Genomic DNA, 17,547 nt, shown 5'->3' with positions numbered 1-17,547 from the left:
GAACCTCGGCGGCGCTGCACCGTTCGGCAGGCGTCGATCGATGGCGCCCATGCGCCGACCGGATCGCGCCGGTTCGCCGCACGTCGGAGGCCCGGTCGCGAGACGCTGGCAGATCAGCCGCGAGCAGGAGGAACGGAAATGAAGACAGCCCTAGTCACCGGCGCGACGTCGGGAATTGGCGCCGCCACGGCGCGCGCGCTGCTGGAGGCAGGCTGGCAGGTGATCGTCACCGGTCGCCGCGCCGAGCGGCTGGCGCCGTTCGCCGACCAGTTCGGCGAGCGCGTCCACGTCGCTGCCTTCGACGTGCGCGACGACGCCGCGGTCGACGCCGCGCTCGCGGCCCTGCCGACGCACTTCCGATCGATCGACCTGCTCGTCAACAATGCCGGGCTAGCGCTCGGCACGGCGCCGGCGCAGAAGGCCTCGCTCGAGCAGTGGCGCACGATGATCGAGACCAACGTCACGGCGCTGGTGTCGATCACGCATCGGCTGCTGCCGGAACTGATCGCGCGCAAGGGCGCGATCATCAACGTCGCCTCGGTTGCGGGGAGCTACCCGTACCCTGGCGGCAACGTCTACGGCGGTACCAAGGCGTTCGTGCAGCAATTCACGCTCAACCTGCGCGCCGACCTGCACGGCACCGGCGTGCGCGTCAGCGCGATCGATCCGGGGATGGTGGAGACCGAGTTCACGCTGGTGCGCACCGGTGGCGACCGGGACGCGTCCGACACGCTGTACGCCGGAGCCGAGCCGATGACCGCCGACGATATCGCCGCCACCATCGTGTGGATCGCGACGCTGCCGCCGCATCTGAACATTAACCGCGTCGAGCTGATGCCGGTGAGCCAGTCGTTCGCCGGCTTCCAGGTCGCGCGGGGGCAGTGAGCGATACCGGGTGCGGGCAGCGCCGCGCACCGACCGGCCGCGCGCCGCATCGCCGACGCTAGCCGACCGGCGGGAAACCGATGGCAGGCACCGACCCGCCGAGCGAACGTATGAACGGGAAAATGGTGCTGCCGGTGAGGATTGAACTCACGACCTCAGCCTTACCAAGGATGCGCTCTACCACTGAGCTACGGCAGCACTCGCGTCGTATGGGCGACGGGAGGGCGCCTAAGAGCGGTTCGGCGCGCGATTGTCAAGGCGCTATCGTCGCGGTAGCGCGGGCCGATGGATAAACCCGACGATCGCGCCGCGCGGCTGGCGGAGCAACTGCGCGCCAACCTGCGCCGCCGCAAGGCGCAGGCGCGCGCCGGGCGCGACGAAGCGGCGGCGCCCACCACCCGCGACGCGCCGCACCGCACGCCCGAGTAGCCGCGGCGCAGGGATCGATCAGTCCGCAATCGGCGCGCATTTCTGCGCCAGCCACGCGCGGTCGTCCTCGGGCAATTCCGGCCCGAGCTCTCGCACGACGCGGGCGTGATAGGCGTCGAGCCACGCGCGCTCCTCGGCGGTCAGCAACCCGGCGTCGATCAGGTCGCGCTCGATCGGAGCGAGCGTCAGCGTCTCGAACGCCAGCATTGTCGCCTCGCCGGCGGGCAGGTCGCGCTCGACCACGAGCAGCAGGTTCTCGATCCGGATGCCGTACTCGCCCGCCTTGTAATAGCCGGGTTCGTTGGAGAGGATCATGCCGGCGCGCAGCGGCTCCTGCGGGCCACCGCCAGGATAGCTGGGCTTGGCGATGCGTGCCGGTCCCTCGTGCACCGCGAGGAAGCTGCCGACGCCGTGGCCGGTGCCGTGGGCGAAGTCGAGCCCCGCGGTCCAGAGCGGCAGGCGCGCGAGCGCGTCGAGCTGCTGCCCGCTGGTGCCGGGCGGGAAGGTCGCGGTGGCGAGCGCGATATGGCCCTTCAGCACGCGGGTGTAGCGGTCGCGCATCTCCGCACTCGGCGTGCCGATCGGAACCACGCGGGTCACGTCGGTGGTGCCGTCGAGATACTGGCCACCTGAATCGATCAGGTAGAGCTGGCCTGTCTCGATCGGTAGGCTCGACTCCTCGGTGACGTGGTAGTGCGGGATCGCGCCGTGCGGACCCGTTGCCGAGATCGCGTCGAACGACAGGTCGCGTAAGCGTCCCGTTTCCTCGCGGAACTGCTGGAGCCGCGCGGCGGCGGAGAGCTCGGTCTGCCCGCCCTTCGGCGCCTCATCCGCGATCCAGCGCAGGAAGCGCGTCAGCGCGGCACCGTCGCGCACGCTGGCGGCGCGGTGGCCGGCAACCTCGGCATCGTTCTTGGTCGCCTTGGGAATGATCGTCGGGTCGCGCAATGGCAGCGCGGTGCCGCCGCCCGCCTCGACCGCGTCGAAGATCGCCGACACCGCGAGCGCCGGGTCGATCGCGACGCGCTTGCCCGCCAGCCTCGACAGCGCGGGGGCGAAATCGGCGCGGTCGTGGACGCGCACCGCGTTGCCCAGATGCTGGTGCACCGCGTCGGTCATCTTCTCCGGCGCGACGAACAGGTCGGCGGTGCCGTCGGCGCCGACGATCGTGTAGGCGAGCGCGACCGGGGTACGCGCGACGTCCGCCCCGCGCACGTTGAGCAGCCAGGCGGTGGAATCGAGCGCGGGGATGACGACCGCGTCGGCGCCCACCTCGGCGAGCCAGTCGGCGACGCGCGCGCGCTTCGCGGCCGAGGTCTCGCCGGCGTGCGCATCGCTGTGCACCGCCATCGGCGCGGGCGAGGGGGCGGGGCGGTCGTCCCACACCGCGTCGACCGGGTTGGTGTCGACCGCGATCAATGTCGCGCCGCGGGCGGACAGCGCCGCGCGCGTGTCCTCGACCCAGCCGCGGGTGTGGAGCCAGGGGTCGTAGCCGACGCGCGCGCCCTCGCCGACGTTCGCGGCCAGCCAGTCGGCGACGCTGTTCTCGGGCACCGCGACATAGTGCCAGTCGTCCGCCGACACCTGCTCGCGCACCTGGATCGTGTAGCGGCCGTCGGTGAAGATCGCGGCCGTGTCGGGCAGCACCGCGGCGGTCCCGGCCGACCCGCCGAACCCGGTCAGCCAGCCGAGCCGCTGCGCGTAGCCGCCAACATACTCGCTCATATGCTCGTCGGTCAGCGGGATCACGAAACCGTCGAGGTTCTGGCGGCTGAGTTGCTGGCGCAGGGCGATCAGGCGGGCGGCGTGGGTCGACATGGATATTGTCCGGATGCTGCGGGTTGATGGGGCACCATGTGCCAGACGGAGCCACGTCGCGCCAAGTCGCCCGTTACGACCGGTTCAGCCGCGATCGGTTCGACGCCCGCAGGGTTGACCCGGCGAAACCGCCTCTGTCATCATGCGGTCATCCCCGCTCGGCACAGCGGGCTTGAGCGATAACTAGGGGGATCTGACGTGTTCCATCCCGATCTGATGCGCCATCCGGACTCGTGTCCGACACTGGTGCTCAACGCCGATTATACGCCGCTGTCCTATTATCCCCTGAGCATCTGGCCGTGGCAGACCGCGATCAAGGCGGTGTTCCTCGACCGCGTCGACATCGTCGCGCATTACGAGCGCGAGGTGCACAGCCCCAACCACACGATCAAGCTGCCCTCGGTCATCGCGTTGAAGCAATTCGTGCGGCCGTCGCAATTCCCCGCCTTCACGCGTTTCAACCTGTTCCTGCGCGACAAGTTCACCTGCCAATATTGCGGGCACGGCCGCGACCTGACGTTCGACCACGTCATCCCGCGCGCCCAAGGCGGCCGCACGACTTGGGAGAATGTCGTCACCGCCTGTTCCCCCTGCAACCTGAAGAAGGGCGGGCGGACGCCGAAACAGGCGCACATGCCCTTGTTCCTGGACCCGATCCGCCCGACCAGCTGGCAGTTGCAGGAGCACGGCCGCCGCTTTCCCCCCAATTATCTGCACGCGACGTGGCGCGATTGGCTCTACTGGGACGTTGAGCTCGAGGCCTGAGGCAGAAGTTGCACCGGAGCTGGCGTCGATAAAGGGAGCATGATGCGGATATTGCTGGTTGGCGGGTGCGCGCTGGCGCTGGTGGCCTGTTCGGGCAAGTCGGCGGACGAGAAGGCGATGGAGAATGGCGAACTCGCGGACTACACGCCGCCGTTCGTGATGTCGCGGCTCGACTTCGGCGGCGTGATCGAGCGGCGGTTCCGCCGGCTCGACGCCAACAACAACGACAAGCTGGAGCCGAGCGAGATCTCGCCGCGCCGCCGCGATCTCGTGATGGGTTTCGACACCAACGGGGACGGTACGGTCAGCGTCGAGGAATGGAGCCGCGGCATGCTGGCGCGCTTCGACGCGCAGGACCTGAACCACGACGGCACCGTCACCAGCTTCGAGCGCGAGCGCGCGCGCGAGATGAACGACGCCGATCTGCCGACGCCCGACGACGAGCCGGCGAACAACGCGGCAGCGGCGGCGCGCTGACGCGGGGGAGGCATCCTGCGCGCGGATCGCCTGTTGACCGCGCGGGTGGTGCGACGCAGCATGCGGCGATGAGCGACCTGCCCCCGATCACCAACAATCCCGACATCCGCTATCTCGGCCGCGTGCTCGGCGACGTCATCCGCGCCTACGGCGGGGACAAATTGTACGAGCGGACGGAGGCGATCCGCTCCGCTTCGGTCGAGCGGCACCGCGGCGGCGACGCGTCGCCCGACGCCGAGCTAGGCACGCTCGACCTCGACGAGACGCTCGACTTCGTGCGCGGCTTCATGCTGTTCTCGATGCTGGCCAACCTCGCGGAGGATCGCCAGGGGTTCGCCGCCGAGAAGGGCGCGGACGTCGCCGCCGCGCTGGAACGGCTGGCGGACGAGGGGATCGACCGCGATGCGGTGATCGCGCTGCTCGACCACGCGCTGGTCACGCCGGTGCTGACCGCGCACCCGACCGAAGTCCGGCGCAAGAGCATGATCGACCACCGCAATCGTATCGCGCAGCTGATGGCGATGCGCGACCGCGGCGTCGAGGCGACGCCCGAGGGCGACCTGGTCGACGAGGCGATCGTGCGGCAGGTCGCGCTGCTGTGGCAGACCCGCGTGCTGCGCCGCGAGCGGTTGTACGTCGTCGACGAGGTCGAGACCGCACTCAGCTACCTGCGCGACGTGTTCCTGCCGGTGCTGCCCGCGCTCTACCAGCGCTGGGACCGCGCGCTCGGGCTGCGCGTGCCGTCGTTCCTGCGCCCCGGAAGCTGGATCGGCGGCGACCGCGACGGTAATCCGTTCGTCACCGCCGACAGCCTGCGCACCGCGCTGGCCCGCGCGTCGGAGGCGGTGCTGGGCTTCTACCTCGAGCAGCTGCACGCGATGGGACAGGAGCTGTCGATCTCGACCAGCCACGCCCAGGTCGACGGCGAGGTGATGGCGCTGGCCGAGGCGAGCGGGGACGCCGCCGAGAGCCGCAGCGACGAGCCGTATCGCCGCGCGCTGTCGGGCGTCTACGCGCGCACCGCGGCGACCTTCGCCACATTGGTGGGGAAGCCCGCGCCCCGGCCGGGCGCGCTCGCGGGCGAGCCCTACGCCGACCCGGCCAGCTTGCGCGCCGACCTGGTGGCGATCGCCAAGCCGCTGTCGAAGGGCGGCGACGGACTGCTGGGCAGCGGCGGCGCGATCGGGCGGCTGATCCGCGCGGTCGACGTATTCGGCTTCCACCTCGCGACGCTCGACCTGCGGCAGAACAGCGCGGTGCACGAGCGCGTGGTGGCGGAGATGCTGCGCGTCGCGGGCGTGTGCGACGACTACGCCGCGCTGGGTGAGGAGGAGCGGGTGGCGCTGCTCGAGCGCGAGCTCGCCAGCCCGCGCCCGCTCACCTCGCGCTTCGCGGACTATTCGGAGGAGACCGCGGGCGAGCTGGCGATCGTCCAGGCGGCGGCCGACGCGCACCGCGCCTACGGGCCGGCGTGCATCCGCCAGTATATCGTGTCGATGTGCACCTCGGTCAGCGACCTGCTGGAGGTGCACCTGCTGCTCAAGGAAGTCGGGCTCTACCGGCCGGGCGACGCCGCGAGCGCGGACGTGATGGCGGTGCCCCTGTTCGAGACGATCGGCGACCTGGAAGCCGCGCCGAGCGTGATGACCGACTGGTTCGCCATCCCCGAGGTCGCCGCGATCGCGGCTGCGCGTGGGCATCAGGAAGTGATGATCGGCTATTCCGACAGCAACAAGGACGGCGGGTACCTCACCTCGACGTGGCAATTGTCGAAGGCGTCGACAGCGCTCAAGCCGGTGTTCGAGGCCGCGGGCGTCGGCATGCAGCTGTTCCACGGTCGCGGCGGCGCGGTCGGGCGCGGCGGCGGCTCGTCGTTCGCCGCGATCCGCGCGCAGCCGCCGGGCACGGTGCAGGGTCGCATTCGCATCACCGAGCAGGGCGAGGTGATCGCGGGGAAATACGGCACGCGCGAGAGTGCGATGACCAACCTGGAAGCGATGGCCTCGGCGACGCTGCTGACCAGCCTGGAGCCCGCGCCGCTGTCGAACAGCGAGAACGAGGCGTTCGCCGCCGCGATGGACCGCATCTCCGACACGGCGTTCCGCGCCTATCGCGGGCTCGTCTACGAGAATGATTTCGGAGGAGGGGGGGGCTTCCGCACCTTCTTCCGCCAAATGACGCCGATCGCGGAGATCGCGGGGCTGAAGATCGGCAGCCGCCCGGCGAGCCGCAAGAAGTCGGACGCGATCGAGGACCTGCGCGCGATCCCCTGGGTATTCAGCTGGGCGCAGGCGCGCGTCATGCTGCCGGGCTGGTACGGCGTCGGCCAGGCGCTCGCCGGGTTCGAGGACCGGGCGCTGCTGAAGGAGATGGCGCAGGCGTGGCCGCTGTTCGGCGCGACGCTCGACAACATGGAGATGGTGCTGGCGAAGTCCGACATGGCGCTCGCCGAGCGCTACGCCGGGCTGGTCGAGGATGCGACTTTACGCGACCGCGTGTTCGGGCGCATCCGCGACGACTGGCACCTGACCCGCGATCAGTTGTTAGAGGTGACGGCGCAGACGCGGCTGCTGGAGAAGCACCCCGCGCTCGACGCATCGATCCGGCTGCGGCTGCCGTACATTGAACCGCTCAACCTGCTCCAGATCGAGCTGATCAAGCGCAACCGCGCCGGCGAGGAGGACGCGCGGGTGCGCGAGGGCATCCTGCTGTCGATCAACGCGATCGCGACCGCGCTGCGCAATTCGGGGTGAGGGGCGACACCGCGAGACATCGTCACTAGCGGGACGGACCGTCGCGGGCGGATGGGTTCGCGCGCGGCGCGCCGGGCGCCGACGGACGTACCCACGCATCTCCGAAGCGTTCTGCGACGCCGGAACGAGCCAGCTTGTTCGCCGACCCGCATGGCGGCAGGATGCGAGGCATGAGCCACGTCATCCTCTACGGCGCGCCGCATTCGCTCTACACCGGCAAGACGCGGGCCTATATGCGCAAACAAGGCATCGCCTACGTCGAGCGCGCGACGAGCGATCCGCGTTTCCGGCGCGACGTGGTGCCGGTGATCGGCCGGGGCATCATCCCGGTCGTCGTGCTGCCGGATGGCACAATGGTGCAGGATACGGTCGATATCCTCGATCATTTCGAGCAGGCGGGCGTTCCGGTCAGCGCCGTGCCGCCCGGCGCCCTGCAACGTGTGCTCGCGCACGTCGCCGAACTCTACGCGGCCGTCGTGCTCACGCGCCACGCGATGCATTACCGCTGGAGCTACGCCGCCGAGCAGAAGCGCTTCCTGACGGACGCCTTCGCCGGCGGGTCCGGCGCGGCGAGCGCCGATCAGGTGATGGCGCGCATGCAGTCCTACCTACCGATGCTGGGGGTCACGCCGGCGACGATCCCGGCGATCGAGGCAAGCTACGCGGCGCTGCTCGACCTGCTGGAGGCGCATTTCGCCGACCACCCGTATCTGTTCGGCGGGCAGCCGTCGCTGGGCGACTACGGCCTGCTCGGACCTTTGTTCGCGCATCTGGGTCGCGATCCGGTTCCGGCGGACGTAATGAAGCGGCGCGCGCCCAAGGTGTTCCGCTGGGTCGAGCGGATGAACGCACCCGATCCCGACCTGCCCGAATATGGCGCGTACGAGGCAGCCTATCTGCGTGCCGACGCCGTTCCCGATACCCTGCTGCCGTTGTTTCGACACATGGCGCAGGAGCTGTTCCCGGAACTGGGCGACAAGATGCTGATGCTGCGGCGCTTCATCGACGAGGTCGATCCGCGCACCGGTGCGCCGGTGACGGACAAGCCGCACCAGCGGATGATCGGCACGGTCCGCACGGCGTTTCGCGGCGTCGCGTTCGACAGCGGGGTGCAACCCTACACGCTGTACCTGTGGCAACGCGTGACCGACGCGGCCGAGGCCGCGACACCGGCGGCGCGCGCGCGGATCGACGCCTGGCTGCGGGACGCCGATCTGCTCGACCTGCTCACGACGCCGCGCCCGATCCGGGTCGAGCGGGCTCGCCACATCGAAGTCTGGGGCCGACGACTGAACGGCTGACCCGCCCGGCGAGAGGTCACGACAGCCCGCGCGCGCGTCAGCCCTCCAGGCTCTTCGATGCCTGTTCGAACAGGTCCTTCGACAGGCCGGGTCGCGCGACGATGCGCTCTAGCTCGGCGCGCATGAGGGCGGCGCGCTTTGGATCGAAGCGGCGCCAGCGGCCGAGCGGGGGGAGGAGCTTGGCCGCGGTCTGCGGGTTCAAGGCGTCGAGCGCGATCAGCTGGTCGGCGAGCCAGCGGTAGCCAGCGCCGCCTGCGGCGTGGAAGGCGCGCTGGTTGACGCCGAACGCGCCGATCAGCGAGCGCGCGCGGTTGGGATTGGCGAGCGAGAAGGCGGGGTGTCGCGCTAGGTCAGCGACCAGTGCGGGGGTGTCGTCGGCGGGCGAGAGCGCCTGCGTCTGGAACCATTTGTCGAGCACCAGCGAGTTGTCGGAATAGCGCCGGTAGAAGTCGGCGAGCGCGCGGTCGCGCTCCGCCGAGTGGCCGGCGACGAGCGTAGTGAGCGCGCCCTGGCGGTCGGTCATGTTGTCGGCCGCCGTGAACTGCGCGTAGGCGAGTTCCGCGGCGTCGTCCGCGCCCGAGGCGGCGATATAGCCGAGCGCGACGTTGCGCAGGCGGCGGCGGCCCTTGTCCTCGGGCGTGTAGGCGTAGGCGCGGCCGCTGCCCGCCGCGTAGGCGGCGCGCCAGCGCGCGTCGAGCTCGCGGCCGAGGTCGCCGCGCAGCGCCTCGCGCGCGGCGTGGATCGCGTCCGGGTCGACGCTCGAGAGCTGGTCGCCGATGAAGCTCTCCGACGGCAGCAGCACCGCCTCGGCGACGAAGGCGGGGTCTAGCTCGGGATTGTCGAGCGTGTCGGCGACCGCGGCGATCACCGCGGCGTGATCGGCCTGCCCCTCGATCGTGGCGGCGACGAGCGTGTCGAGCATCAGCTGCTGCATCGCCTCGTAGCGCGCGAACGGATCGTCGTCGTGGCGCGCGAGGAAGGCGAGGTCGGCAGCGGTGCGGTCGCTCTCGATCACGACGGGGGCGGAGAAGCCGCGGTTGAGCGACACGATCGGGCGTTCGGTGACGCTCTCGAACGTCACACTGGCGCTCGCGTCCGACAGGATCACGAGTTGCTCGTCCGTCAGCGCCTCGCCCGTCTCGGCACCGAACAGCCGGATCCTGAGCGGGAGCACCTGCGGCTGCTTGTTCGACTGGCCGGGGGTGTCGGGCACCTTCTGCGCCAGGTTGAGCGTCGCGCGGCCAGAGCCCGCCTCGTGTTCGAGCGACGCCGACACCCGCGGGGTGCCGGCCTGCGAGTACCACAGCCGGAATTGCGACAGGTCGACCTCGCCCGCTTCCTCCATGCAGGTGACGAAATCCTCGCATGTCGCGGCGGTGCCGTCGTAGCGGTCGAAATACAGGTCGGTCGCGGCGCGGAAGCGCTGCTCGCCCAGGATGGCCGACATCATGCGGATCAGCTCCGCACCCTTGTTGTAGATCGTGGCGGTGTAGAAGTTGGAAATTTCCAGGTAGCGCTCGGGCCGGACCGGGTGCGCCAGCGCGCTCGCGTCCTCAGGGAATTGTCCGGCGCGCAGGCCGCGCACGTCCTCGATCCGCTTCACCGCGGCCGAACCCTGGTCGGCGGAGAAGCCCTGGTCGCGGTAGACGGTGAAGCCTTCCTTGAGGCTCAGCTGGAACCAGTCGCGGCAGGTGATGCGGTTGCCGGACCAATTGTGGAAATACTCGTGCGCGACGACCGCGGCGATCGCGTCATAGTCGTAGTCGGTCGCTGTATCGGGGTCGGCGAGGATGTAGCGGCTGTTGAAGATGTTCAGCCCCTTGTTCTCCATCGCGCCGAAGTTGAAATCGTCGACCGCGACGATGTTGAACACGTCCAAGTCGTACTCGCGGCCGTAGACGCGCTCGTCCCACGCCATCGACAGCTTCAATGCGTGGAGCGCATGGTCGGTCTTCGCCAGATCGGCCTCGCGCACCCATATGCCGAGTTCGACCGCGCGGCCCGAGCGGGTGGTGAAGGTGCCGCGATTGACCGCCAGGTCGCCCGCGACCAGCGCGAACAGGTAGGACGGCTTGGGGTAGGGATCGTGCCACTCGGCCCAGTGCGTGCCGTCGTCGCCGTCGCCCGACGCCACCGGATCGCCGTTGGCGAGCAGGACGGGGAAGCGCGCCTTGTCCGCGCTCATTCGGACCGTGTAGGTCGACAGCACGTCGGGGCGGTCGGGGAAGTAGGTGATGCGGCGGAATCCTTCCGCCTCGCACTGCGTGCAGAGGTTGCCGCCCGAGGCGTAGAGCCCCATCAGCTGCGTGTTGCGCTCGGGCGCGATCTCGACCTCGGTCTCGACCGTGTGCGCGTCGCCGGGAAGGGGGAGGACGAGCTGCTCGCCCTCGATCCGCCAATCGTTGACCGGCACGCCGTCGACCGTGACCGACAGCAGTTTCTGCCCCGCGCCGTCGAGGCGGAGCGGCAGGTCGTGCGCGCCCGAACGCTCGACCGAGAGCCGCGCGCGGACGCGGGTGGCGGCGGGATCGAGCGCGAAGTCGAGCGCGGTCCGGGGTACCGTCCAGGCGGGAGCGGTGTAATCCTCGCGGCGGATCACGGCGGGCGCGGCGGGGGTGAGGGCGGCGTTCATGGCGTCGAGCATGCCGAACCCTATCATCGGCGGGCGGCAAGGTTCCATAGCCAAGGTGGCTACTGCCCGGGGAAACGGGTGGGGCGGGCGAATGGCGCGCACGGGATGGTACGGCGGGTTGCGCCGGCGTGGCGCGCTGCTAGGTCGCGTGTAACAAGGAGAGACCGATCGTGAAGCGTTTACCGGCCGTCGCGCCCCTGTTCCTGCTGCTGGGGGCGGCGCACGCACCCCAATCGACTCCGCCTGCCACCGCCACCGCCACCGCCACCGCCCCGACCGCGGCGCGGGCGACCACGCCGCGCACCGCGCAGGAGGCCGCGATCCGCGCGCACGTCGCCTATCTCGCCTCCGACGCGCTGGAGGGGCGCGAGGCGGGGAGTGCGGGGTTCAACACCGCCGCCGATTACGTTGCGCGGCAATTCGCCGCGGCGGGGCTGAAGCCGGGCGCCGACGGCGCGTTCCTGCAGCGCGTGCCGTTGATGAAATACCAGGTCGAGGGCGACGCGCGCGCGGCGATCAACGGTGCGACGCTGAAGGCGGGCGAGGACTTCACCGCGGCGGCGAACCCGCAGGCTGCGCGCACCGACATGGGCGCACGCGTCGTGTTCGTCGGGCAGGGCGTGTCCGCGCCGAGCCGGAACCACGACGATTACGCGAACGTCAACGTGCGCGGCGCGATCGTCGCGCTGGTGGGCGGCGCGCCGGCCGACATGCAGAGCGAGGAGCACGCCTACTTCGCGAGCATGCGCACCAAGCTGCAGGCCGCCGCCGCGCACGGCGCGGTTGGCGTGGTGCTGCTGACCAGCGATAGCAAGAAGGCGCGGCCGGTGCGCGCGGGCGGGGTGCAGTACGGCTGGGCGACGCCCGAAGGCACCGCCTTCGCGCCGGGCGTGCCGCTGCTCGCCACCTTGACCGACGCGGGCGCGCGCAAGCTGTTCGCGGGCGCAGGGACGACGTGGGACCAGGCGCGCGCCGAGGTGAACGGCAAGCAGGCGTTCCCGCCCGCGGCGCTCGCCACCACGTTCAAGATCGAGAGCGCGACGCAGTTCACGCCGGTCGCCTCGTCGAACGTTGTCGGCGTGCTGCCCGGCAGCGACCCGGCGCGGTCGAGCGAGGTTGTCGTCTTGTCCGCGCACCTCGACCATATCGGCGTCAGCAAGAAACCGAACGTCAAGGGCGACCGGATCAACAACGGCGCGCTCGACGACGCGATCGGGATCGCGAGCCTGATCGAGGAAGCGCGGCGGTTCCAGCAGCGCGGTGCGGGCAAGCGCACGATCGTGTTCCTGGCGGTCACCGCCGAGGAGAAGGGGCTGGTCGGCAGCGACTATTTCGTGCGGCACCGGCCGAAGGGTCTGGAGAATATCGTCGCGGACGTGAACCTCGACATGCCGGTGCTGACGTACCGGTTCAACGACGTGGTGGCGTTCGGCGGCGATCGCTCGACGCTCGGCCCCGTGATCGCGCGCGCGGCGCGAGGAGCGGGCGTCGTCACCTCGCCCGACCCGATCCCCGAGCAAACGATCTTCACGCGATCGGACCATTTCCGCTTCGTGGAGGCCGGCGTGCCGTCGGTGTTCCTGTGGCCTGGGCTGAAGGGCGAGGGCGCGCGCGCGGCGTTCGAGGATTTCATGAAGAACCGCTACCACCAGGTGGGCGACGAGGTGGACGCGGGAATCCTGTGGGACCAGGCGGTGCGCTTCGTCGACATCAACTACGCGATCGCGCGCGAGATCGCGGACGCGCCGACCAGGCCGGTGTGGAACAAGGGCGATTATTTCGGCACCGCGTTCAAGGGGCCGATGGCCAGATGACGGCATGACGCTGTTCGTCTTTGGTCTCGGCTACGCCGCGCGCGCGATCGTGGCGGCGGCGGGCGGCGTCGCGGTCGGCACGACGCGCGACGGGCGCGGGGGCACGCTACGCTACGACGACGCGGAGGCGGTGCGCGCGGGACTGGCGGCGAGCGCGCGCGTGCTCGTCTCGATCCCGCCCGACGCGGACGGCGACCCGGTGCTGCGCGACTACGCGGACCTGCTGGAGGGCAAGTGGGTCGGCTATCTGTCGTCCACCGGCGTCTACGGCGACGTGGGCGGGGCGTGGGTGGACGAGAGTGCGCCCGCCGACCGCGGGCGTCGCGCGAAGCGGAATGCGGCAGACGCGGCGTGGCTGGCGCGCGGCGCCCATGTATTTCGCCTGCCCGGCATCTACGGACCCGGCCGCTCGGCGCTGGAGCGGGTGGCGCGCGGCGAGGCGCATCGCACCGGCATCGGGGGCCAAGTGTTCAGCCGCGTCCACGTCGACGATATCGCGAGCGGGGTGGTCGCCGCGTTCGACGCGCCGGCGGGCGCGTACAATCTGTCGGACGACGAACCCGCGAGCCAGGACGCGGTGGTCGAACATGCCGCGCGGTTGCTGTGCGTGGCCGCGCCCCCGCTCGTGACGCTGGACCAATTGTCGCCGATGGCGCGCGGCTTCTATGCCGAGAACCGGCGCGTCGCGAACGGCAAGGCGAAACGCGTGCTCGGTTGGCGGCCGCGGTTCCCCGATTACCGGTTCGGCCTGCGCGCGGTCAGCGCGATGACCAGCCCCGCGCCCGCCAGCACGCCGCCGGCGGCGGCGAGCAGCGACCAGCGGTAACCCTCGAACACGGTCGACAGCAGCATCGCGATCACCGGCACGATCACGCTGTTGTACGCGGCCTTGGCGGGGCCGATCGTGCGGATGATGCGGAAGTAGAGCGTGAAGGCGAGCGCGGAGGCGGCGAGGCCGAGGTAGAGCACGCCAGCGATATAGCTCGGCCGCGGATCGAACACCGGCGCGCCGACGGTCGCGAGCGCGAAGGCGGCGTCCATGCCTGCGCCGAGCAGCATCGCGACCGCGAGCATCGGGATCATCGGGTAGCGCGCGGCGGTCTTCGTCGCCTGCATGACGTTCGCGACCGAGGCGGACAGGATCGCGCAGCCAGTCAGCGCGATGCCGATCAGCGCCTCGCCCGGCCCGTTCGGGTCACTGCGCGCTTCCTGCACGAACAACAGTGCGACGCCGGCCATCGCCACCGCCGAGCCGACGAGCAGCTGCCGCCCCAACCGCTGCCCCAGGAAAACGCGCGCGAACAGGGCGTTGGGCACCAGCAGCAGCGCGAACACGACCGAGACGAGGCCGGAGGTGATGTGCTGTTCCGCGCGGTAGACGAAGTTGAAGTTGCACACGAACTGCGCGAGGCCGAGCACGGCGGCGAACAGCCAGCCGGTGCGATCAAACGCCAGCCGCTCGCCCTTCGCCAGCGCGACCGCGGCGAGCGCGACGCCCGCGACCGCGAAGCGATAGGTGACCGACCAGCTGGGCGGCACACCCGCGCCGCCCAGCTGGTCGCGGATGACGATCCAGGTCGATCCCCAGATCAGCAGCACGACCGTGAACGGGATCAGCACGCTGGCGCGCGTCGACTGCGGGGGCGGGGCGGTGGACATGGTGCGCGCTTATCAGATCGCGCGCGCGCCGCTAACCGCGGGAACGGGCGCGTCCTCTACCCGGATCATTTCGGTTCGCGAAACACCGCTCCCGCGCTGCGCGCTGGCGGCCACGTCAGCTGATTGCGTGAATTCTCCCGTCGACGGTGCGCCAGCGGCCATCCTGCAACCGCATCACGTACATGGCACGCATCCCACACAGCATGCCGCACTGCACCTTGACATTGATGAAGGCGTGATCGAGCGCGATGTCGGGTTCGGAAAGGCTGATCGTCTCGTTGCACCCCTTGGTTGACAGCGTTTCGTTGGCACTGAGCCACGCAGGATCGACCTTTTCGGCTCGCCCGGTCATCTGCGCGTGTTCGGAGGCGCGAAGCGCGGCGGTCTGGATTGCGGTCTGCGCCTGCTTCTGCTCCGGGGAAAGATCATCTCGCACGAACCACAGCCGGTCGCGCGCTTCCTCCTCGCTGTCCGGCTTCCACGGGCGGCGGGGCTCGCCGATCGGCGCATCGAACTTCATGTCGCCGGGCTCGGGCTGGCGTTGGCCCGCGAGCGGCAATGGCGAGAGCGTCCGCGCGATGCAGATCCGGCGGCCGGCTGGTCGGAAGTGAGGCCTGCTCTGCTCCCCGGCCAGCTCGCCGAGCAACGCCGACATGACCGCGGCGCGGGGTGCGGGCGCTGCATCGGCGGCTCCCATCAGCAGTGCCGCCATCATGAACACGCGCATACGCTCGCTATCCCTCCCGCGTCGGTCTTCGCCGATGTGAAGTAGGCTAACCCTGCCGGGGGCGTGCGGCAATCCGCGGCGCGTGGATCAGAGCGCCGCGATCGCCTCCGCGAGCGGGCGGATGTGGTCGGCGTGCTGGTCCCACGACACGACCAGCCGCGCCTCGCCCGGACCCCAGTCGTAGAAATCGAAGCCCTTGGCGCGCAACGACGCCGCCTCGTCGGCGGTGACGCGCAGGAACACCTCGTTGCCGTCGGCGGGGTGGATCAGCCGCTCGCCCGCGGCGTGCGCGATCAGCTGCGCGCCCGCGTTGCTCGCGCGCGCGCAGTCGAGCCACAGGTCGTCCTCGAGCATCGCCAGGATCTGCGCGGCGAGGTAGCGTCCCTTGGACAGGAGCAGCCCGGCGCGCTTGCGGCGGAACACGGTGGCGTCCGCCAGCTCGGGGCGGAAGAAGACCAGCGCCTCCGCGTTCATCCCGCCGTTCTTGACGAAGCCGAACGACAGCACGTCGACACCGCCGCGCCACGTCAGGTCGGCCGGGCTCGCGCCGGTCGCGACCACCGCATTGGCGAAGCGCGCGCCGTCGACGTGGAAGTGCAGCCCGCGCGCGCGCGCGACCGCGCCGATCGCGGCGACCTCGTCGGCGGAATAGGCGCGGCCGTACTCGGTCTGGTTGGTGATCGAGATCGCGCTCGGCACCTGTTGGTGGATGTCGTAGCGCTGGACGCTCAGCACCGCCTCGAGCGTCTCGGGCGTGACCTTGGCGCCGTCGCCGTCGGCGAGCAGCAGCTTGGCGCCGTGGGTGTAGAATTCGGGCGCGCCGCACTCGTCGTTCTGGATGTGCGCGTCGCGGTGGCACACGACCGAGCCGTGCGGCGGGCAGATCGCGGCGAGCGCCAAGCAGTTCGCCGCGGTCCCGCTCGGCACCCAGAAGGCGCGGACCTCGGTCTCGAACAGGTGCGACAGCCGCGCGTCGAGCTGCTTCGACCAGCGGTCGCCGTCATAGGCGGTGTCGAGCGTGTCGACCTCAGCCAGCGCGCGCATCACGGCGGGGTGGACGGGGGCGGCGTTGTCGGAGAAGAAGCGCATCTTCAGTGCCTTGGGTCGGCTCGGCGCACAGGTCAACCGGCCTCAGCCATGCGTCGCGATCGCGAACAGCCCGGCGACTCCGACCGCGTAGAGAACGAGCACCGCGAGCGAGTCGACGCCCACGCGCCAGAACAGCCGACGCGGGCGGAAGATCAGCCCGGCGGCGTAGACGCAAGTGAGCAGCACGCCGAGCCCGGCGAGGTAGATGTCGCTCGCCTGCGCAGCTGGCAGCACCGCCTGGCCTGAGACGACCACCGCGAGCAGGAAGAGGACGGGGAGAAAGGCGTTGCCGCCGAAGATGTCGCTGATCGCGAGCTGGTAATCCTTCATCCGGACCGAGGTGATCCCGGTCGACAGTTCGGGCAGCGAGGTGGCGGCGGCGAGGATCGTCGCGCCGAACAGCACGCCCGACACGCCGATCCGCTCGGCGATCGCGTCGCCGCTGCGCTCCAGCAGGACGCCCGCGACCAAGGTGGCGAGCGCCGCCGCGCCGAATATCCAGAACACGCGCGTCGTGTGCGCGGCGGCGGCCTGCTTCTTGTCCTGCGAGTGGCCTTTCGGCTCCTCCTGCGTGTCGGGCGCGTCGCCCGCGCTGTCGTGCCACGGCAGCCCGCGGCTGGCGCGGCTCGACAGCCAGATGCCGACCAGCCACAGCGCCGCGATGGCGAGCGCGCCGGGAGTCAGGCGAAACGCGAGGAGGTCGCCGGGCAATTGCGTCGCCATGATCGCGACGATCAGGACCGCGACGACCAGCACCGCCTCGACCACCAGGCTGAGGCTCGCCGCGCGGTAGGTGAGGGGGACGCGTTCCTTCATCGCCATGTCCATGAAGACGAGCACGACGGTCTGGATCGCGATCCCGCCCAGGATGTTGCCGACCGCGATCCCGATGTTGCCGCCCGCCGCCGCGCTGACGGTGATCGCGATCTCGGGCAGGTTGGTGGCGACCGCGAGCACGACGATCCCGCCCAATGCCTCGCCGAGGTGGAGCCGCGACGCGAGCACGTCGGTCGTGTCGGCGAGCTTGACGCCCGCGACCCAGATGACGCCGGCCGCGGCGGCGAAGATCAGCAGCAGGATGGGGAGCGAGAGTTGCGCGAACACGGGTGACCCTTCGTCGGCCGCAATTGCGCGGCGAGGGGGTAACGTGCGGGCGGCGGGTCCGGGTTCGTCGTGGGTGGCGGCAAGCGGTTCGGCG

The 17,547-nt window shown here is 70.4% G+C and carries 14 protein-coding genes and 1 tRNA gene; 8 read left to right on the top strand and 7 right to left on the bottom strand.

What is annotated here, in order from left to right; all coding sequences use genetic code 11:
* Positions 1–138: 138 nt before the first annotated feature.
* On the top strand, positions 139–885 hold the full coding sequence (locus ACFDS6_RS02790; protein ID WP_375270584.1) for an SDR family NAD(P)-dependent oxidoreductase: 747 nt from the start codon (positions 139–141) through the stop codon (positions 883–885).
* A 123-nt stretch (positions 886–1,008) separates the two neighbouring features.
* Here ACFDS6_RS02790 and ACFDS6_RS02785 read toward each other — a convergent pair.
* A tRNA-Thr gene (locus tag ACFDS6_RS02785) sits at positions 1,009–1,083 on the bottom strand.
* 87 nt (positions 1,084–1,170) lie between these two features.
* Between ACFDS6_RS02785 and ACFDS6_RS02780 the strand changes: the two genes are divergently transcribed.
* Positions 1,171–1,314, top strand: a complete 144-nt coding sequence (locus tag ACFDS6_RS02780; RefSeq protein ID WP_375270583.1) for a hypothetical protein — start codon at positions 1,171–1,173, stop codon at positions 1,312–1,314.
* Between the two features lie 18 nt (positions 1,315–1,332).
* Here ACFDS6_RS02780 and ACFDS6_RS02775 read toward each other — a convergent pair whose 3' ends face one another.
* On the bottom strand, positions 1,333–3,132 hold the full coding sequence (locus ACFDS6_RS02775) for an aminopeptidase P family protein (RefSeq protein WP_375270582.1): 1,800 nt from the start codon (positions 3,130–3,132) through the stop codon (positions 1,333–1,335).
* Positions 3,133–3,330: 198 nt separating this feature from the next.
* Here ACFDS6_RS02775 and ACFDS6_RS02770 point away from each other — a divergent pair, with 198 nt between their 5' ends.
* From ACFDS6_RS02770 to ACFDS6_RS02755, 4 genes are all read left to right on the top strand, one after another.
* On the top strand, positions 3,331–3,897 hold the full coding sequence (locus ACFDS6_RS02770) for an HNH endonuclease (RefSeq protein WP_375270581.1): 567 nt from the start codon (positions 3,331–3,333) through the stop codon (positions 3,895–3,897).
* A 39-nt stretch (positions 3,898–3,936) separates the two neighbouring features.
* Positions 3,937–4,374, top strand: coding sequence for a hypothetical protein (locus ACFDS6_RS02765; RefSeq protein WP_375270580.1), 438 nt, complete (start codon positions 3,937–3,939; stop codon positions 4,372–4,374).
* A gap of 68 nt (positions 4,375–4,442) precedes the next feature.
* Positions 4,443–7,127, top strand: coding sequence for a phosphoenolpyruvate carboxylase (gene ppc, locus ACFDS6_RS02760; protein WP_375270579.1), 2,685 nt, complete (start codon positions 4,443–4,445; stop codon positions 7,125–7,127).
* A 170-nt stretch (positions 7,128–7,297) separates the two neighbouring features.
* Entirely contained in the window at positions 7,298–8,428 is a 1,131-nt protein-coding gene (locus ACFDS6_RS02755; protein WP_375270578.1) for a glutathione S-transferase family protein, read from the top strand.
* A gap of 37 nt (positions 8,429–8,465) precedes the next feature.
* Here the strand turns inward: ACFDS6_RS02755 and pepN are convergent, their stop codons facing one another.
* Positions 8,466–11,072 carry an aminopeptidase N gene (gene pepN, locus ACFDS6_RS02750; protein WP_375270577.1) on the bottom strand — a complete coding sequence of 869 codons (2,607 nt, stop codon included), beginning with the start codon at positions 11,070–11,072 and terminating at the stop codon, positions 8,466–8,468.
* A gap of 158 nt (positions 11,073–11,230) precedes the next feature.
* Between pepN and ACFDS6_RS02745 the strand changes: the two genes are divergently transcribed.
* Positions 11,231–12,874, top strand: a complete 1,644-nt coding sequence (locus tag ACFDS6_RS02745) for a M28 family peptidase (protein ID WP_375270576.1) — start codon at positions 11,231–11,233, stop codon at positions 12,872–12,874.
* 4 nt (positions 12,875–12,878) lie between these two features.
* On the top strand, positions 12,879–13,700 hold the full coding sequence (locus ACFDS6_RS02740; protein ID WP_375270575.1) for an NAD(P)-dependent oxidoreductase: 822 nt from the start codon (positions 12,879–12,881) through the stop codon (positions 13,698–13,700).
* On the opposite strand, the gene ACFDS6_RS02735 is transcribed toward ACFDS6_RS02740, so the two are convergent.
* From ACFDS6_RS02735 to ACFDS6_RS02720, 4 genes are all read right to left on the bottom strand, one after another.
* A complete protein-coding gene (locus tag ACFDS6_RS02735; RefSeq protein ID WP_375270574.1) occupies positions 13,610–14,533 on the bottom strand; it encodes a DMT family transporter in 924 nt (307 codons plus the stop codon). The two genes, ACFDS6_RS02740 and ACFDS6_RS02735, sit on opposite strands and share 91 nt — an antisense overlap.
* A 115-nt stretch (positions 14,534–14,648) precedes the next feature.
* Entirely contained in the window at positions 14,649–15,260 is a 612-nt protein-coding gene (locus tag ACFDS6_RS02730; protein ID WP_375270573.1) for a hypothetical protein, read from the bottom strand.
* A gap of 87 nt (positions 15,261–15,347) precedes the next feature.
* Positions 15,348–16,349, bottom strand: coding sequence for a threonine aldolase family protein (locus ACFDS6_RS02725; RefSeq protein ID WP_375270572.1), 1,002 nt, complete (start codon positions 16,347–16,349; stop codon positions 15,348–15,350).
* A gap of 42 nt (positions 16,350–16,391) precedes the next feature.
* On the bottom strand, positions 16,392–17,547 hold a 1,156-nt coding region (locus tag ACFDS6_RS02720), incomplete at its 5' end, for a sodium:calcium antiporter (RefSeq protein ID WP_375270571.1).

This window comes from Sphingomonas sp. (assembly GCF_042095875.1).
GTDB lineage: Bacteria > Pseudomonadota > Alphaproteobacteria > Sphingomonadales > Sphingomonadaceae > Sphingomonas.
Note: the sequence above shows the minus strand (reverse complement) of the source record. Positions and strands in the feature narration are given on the sequence as shown.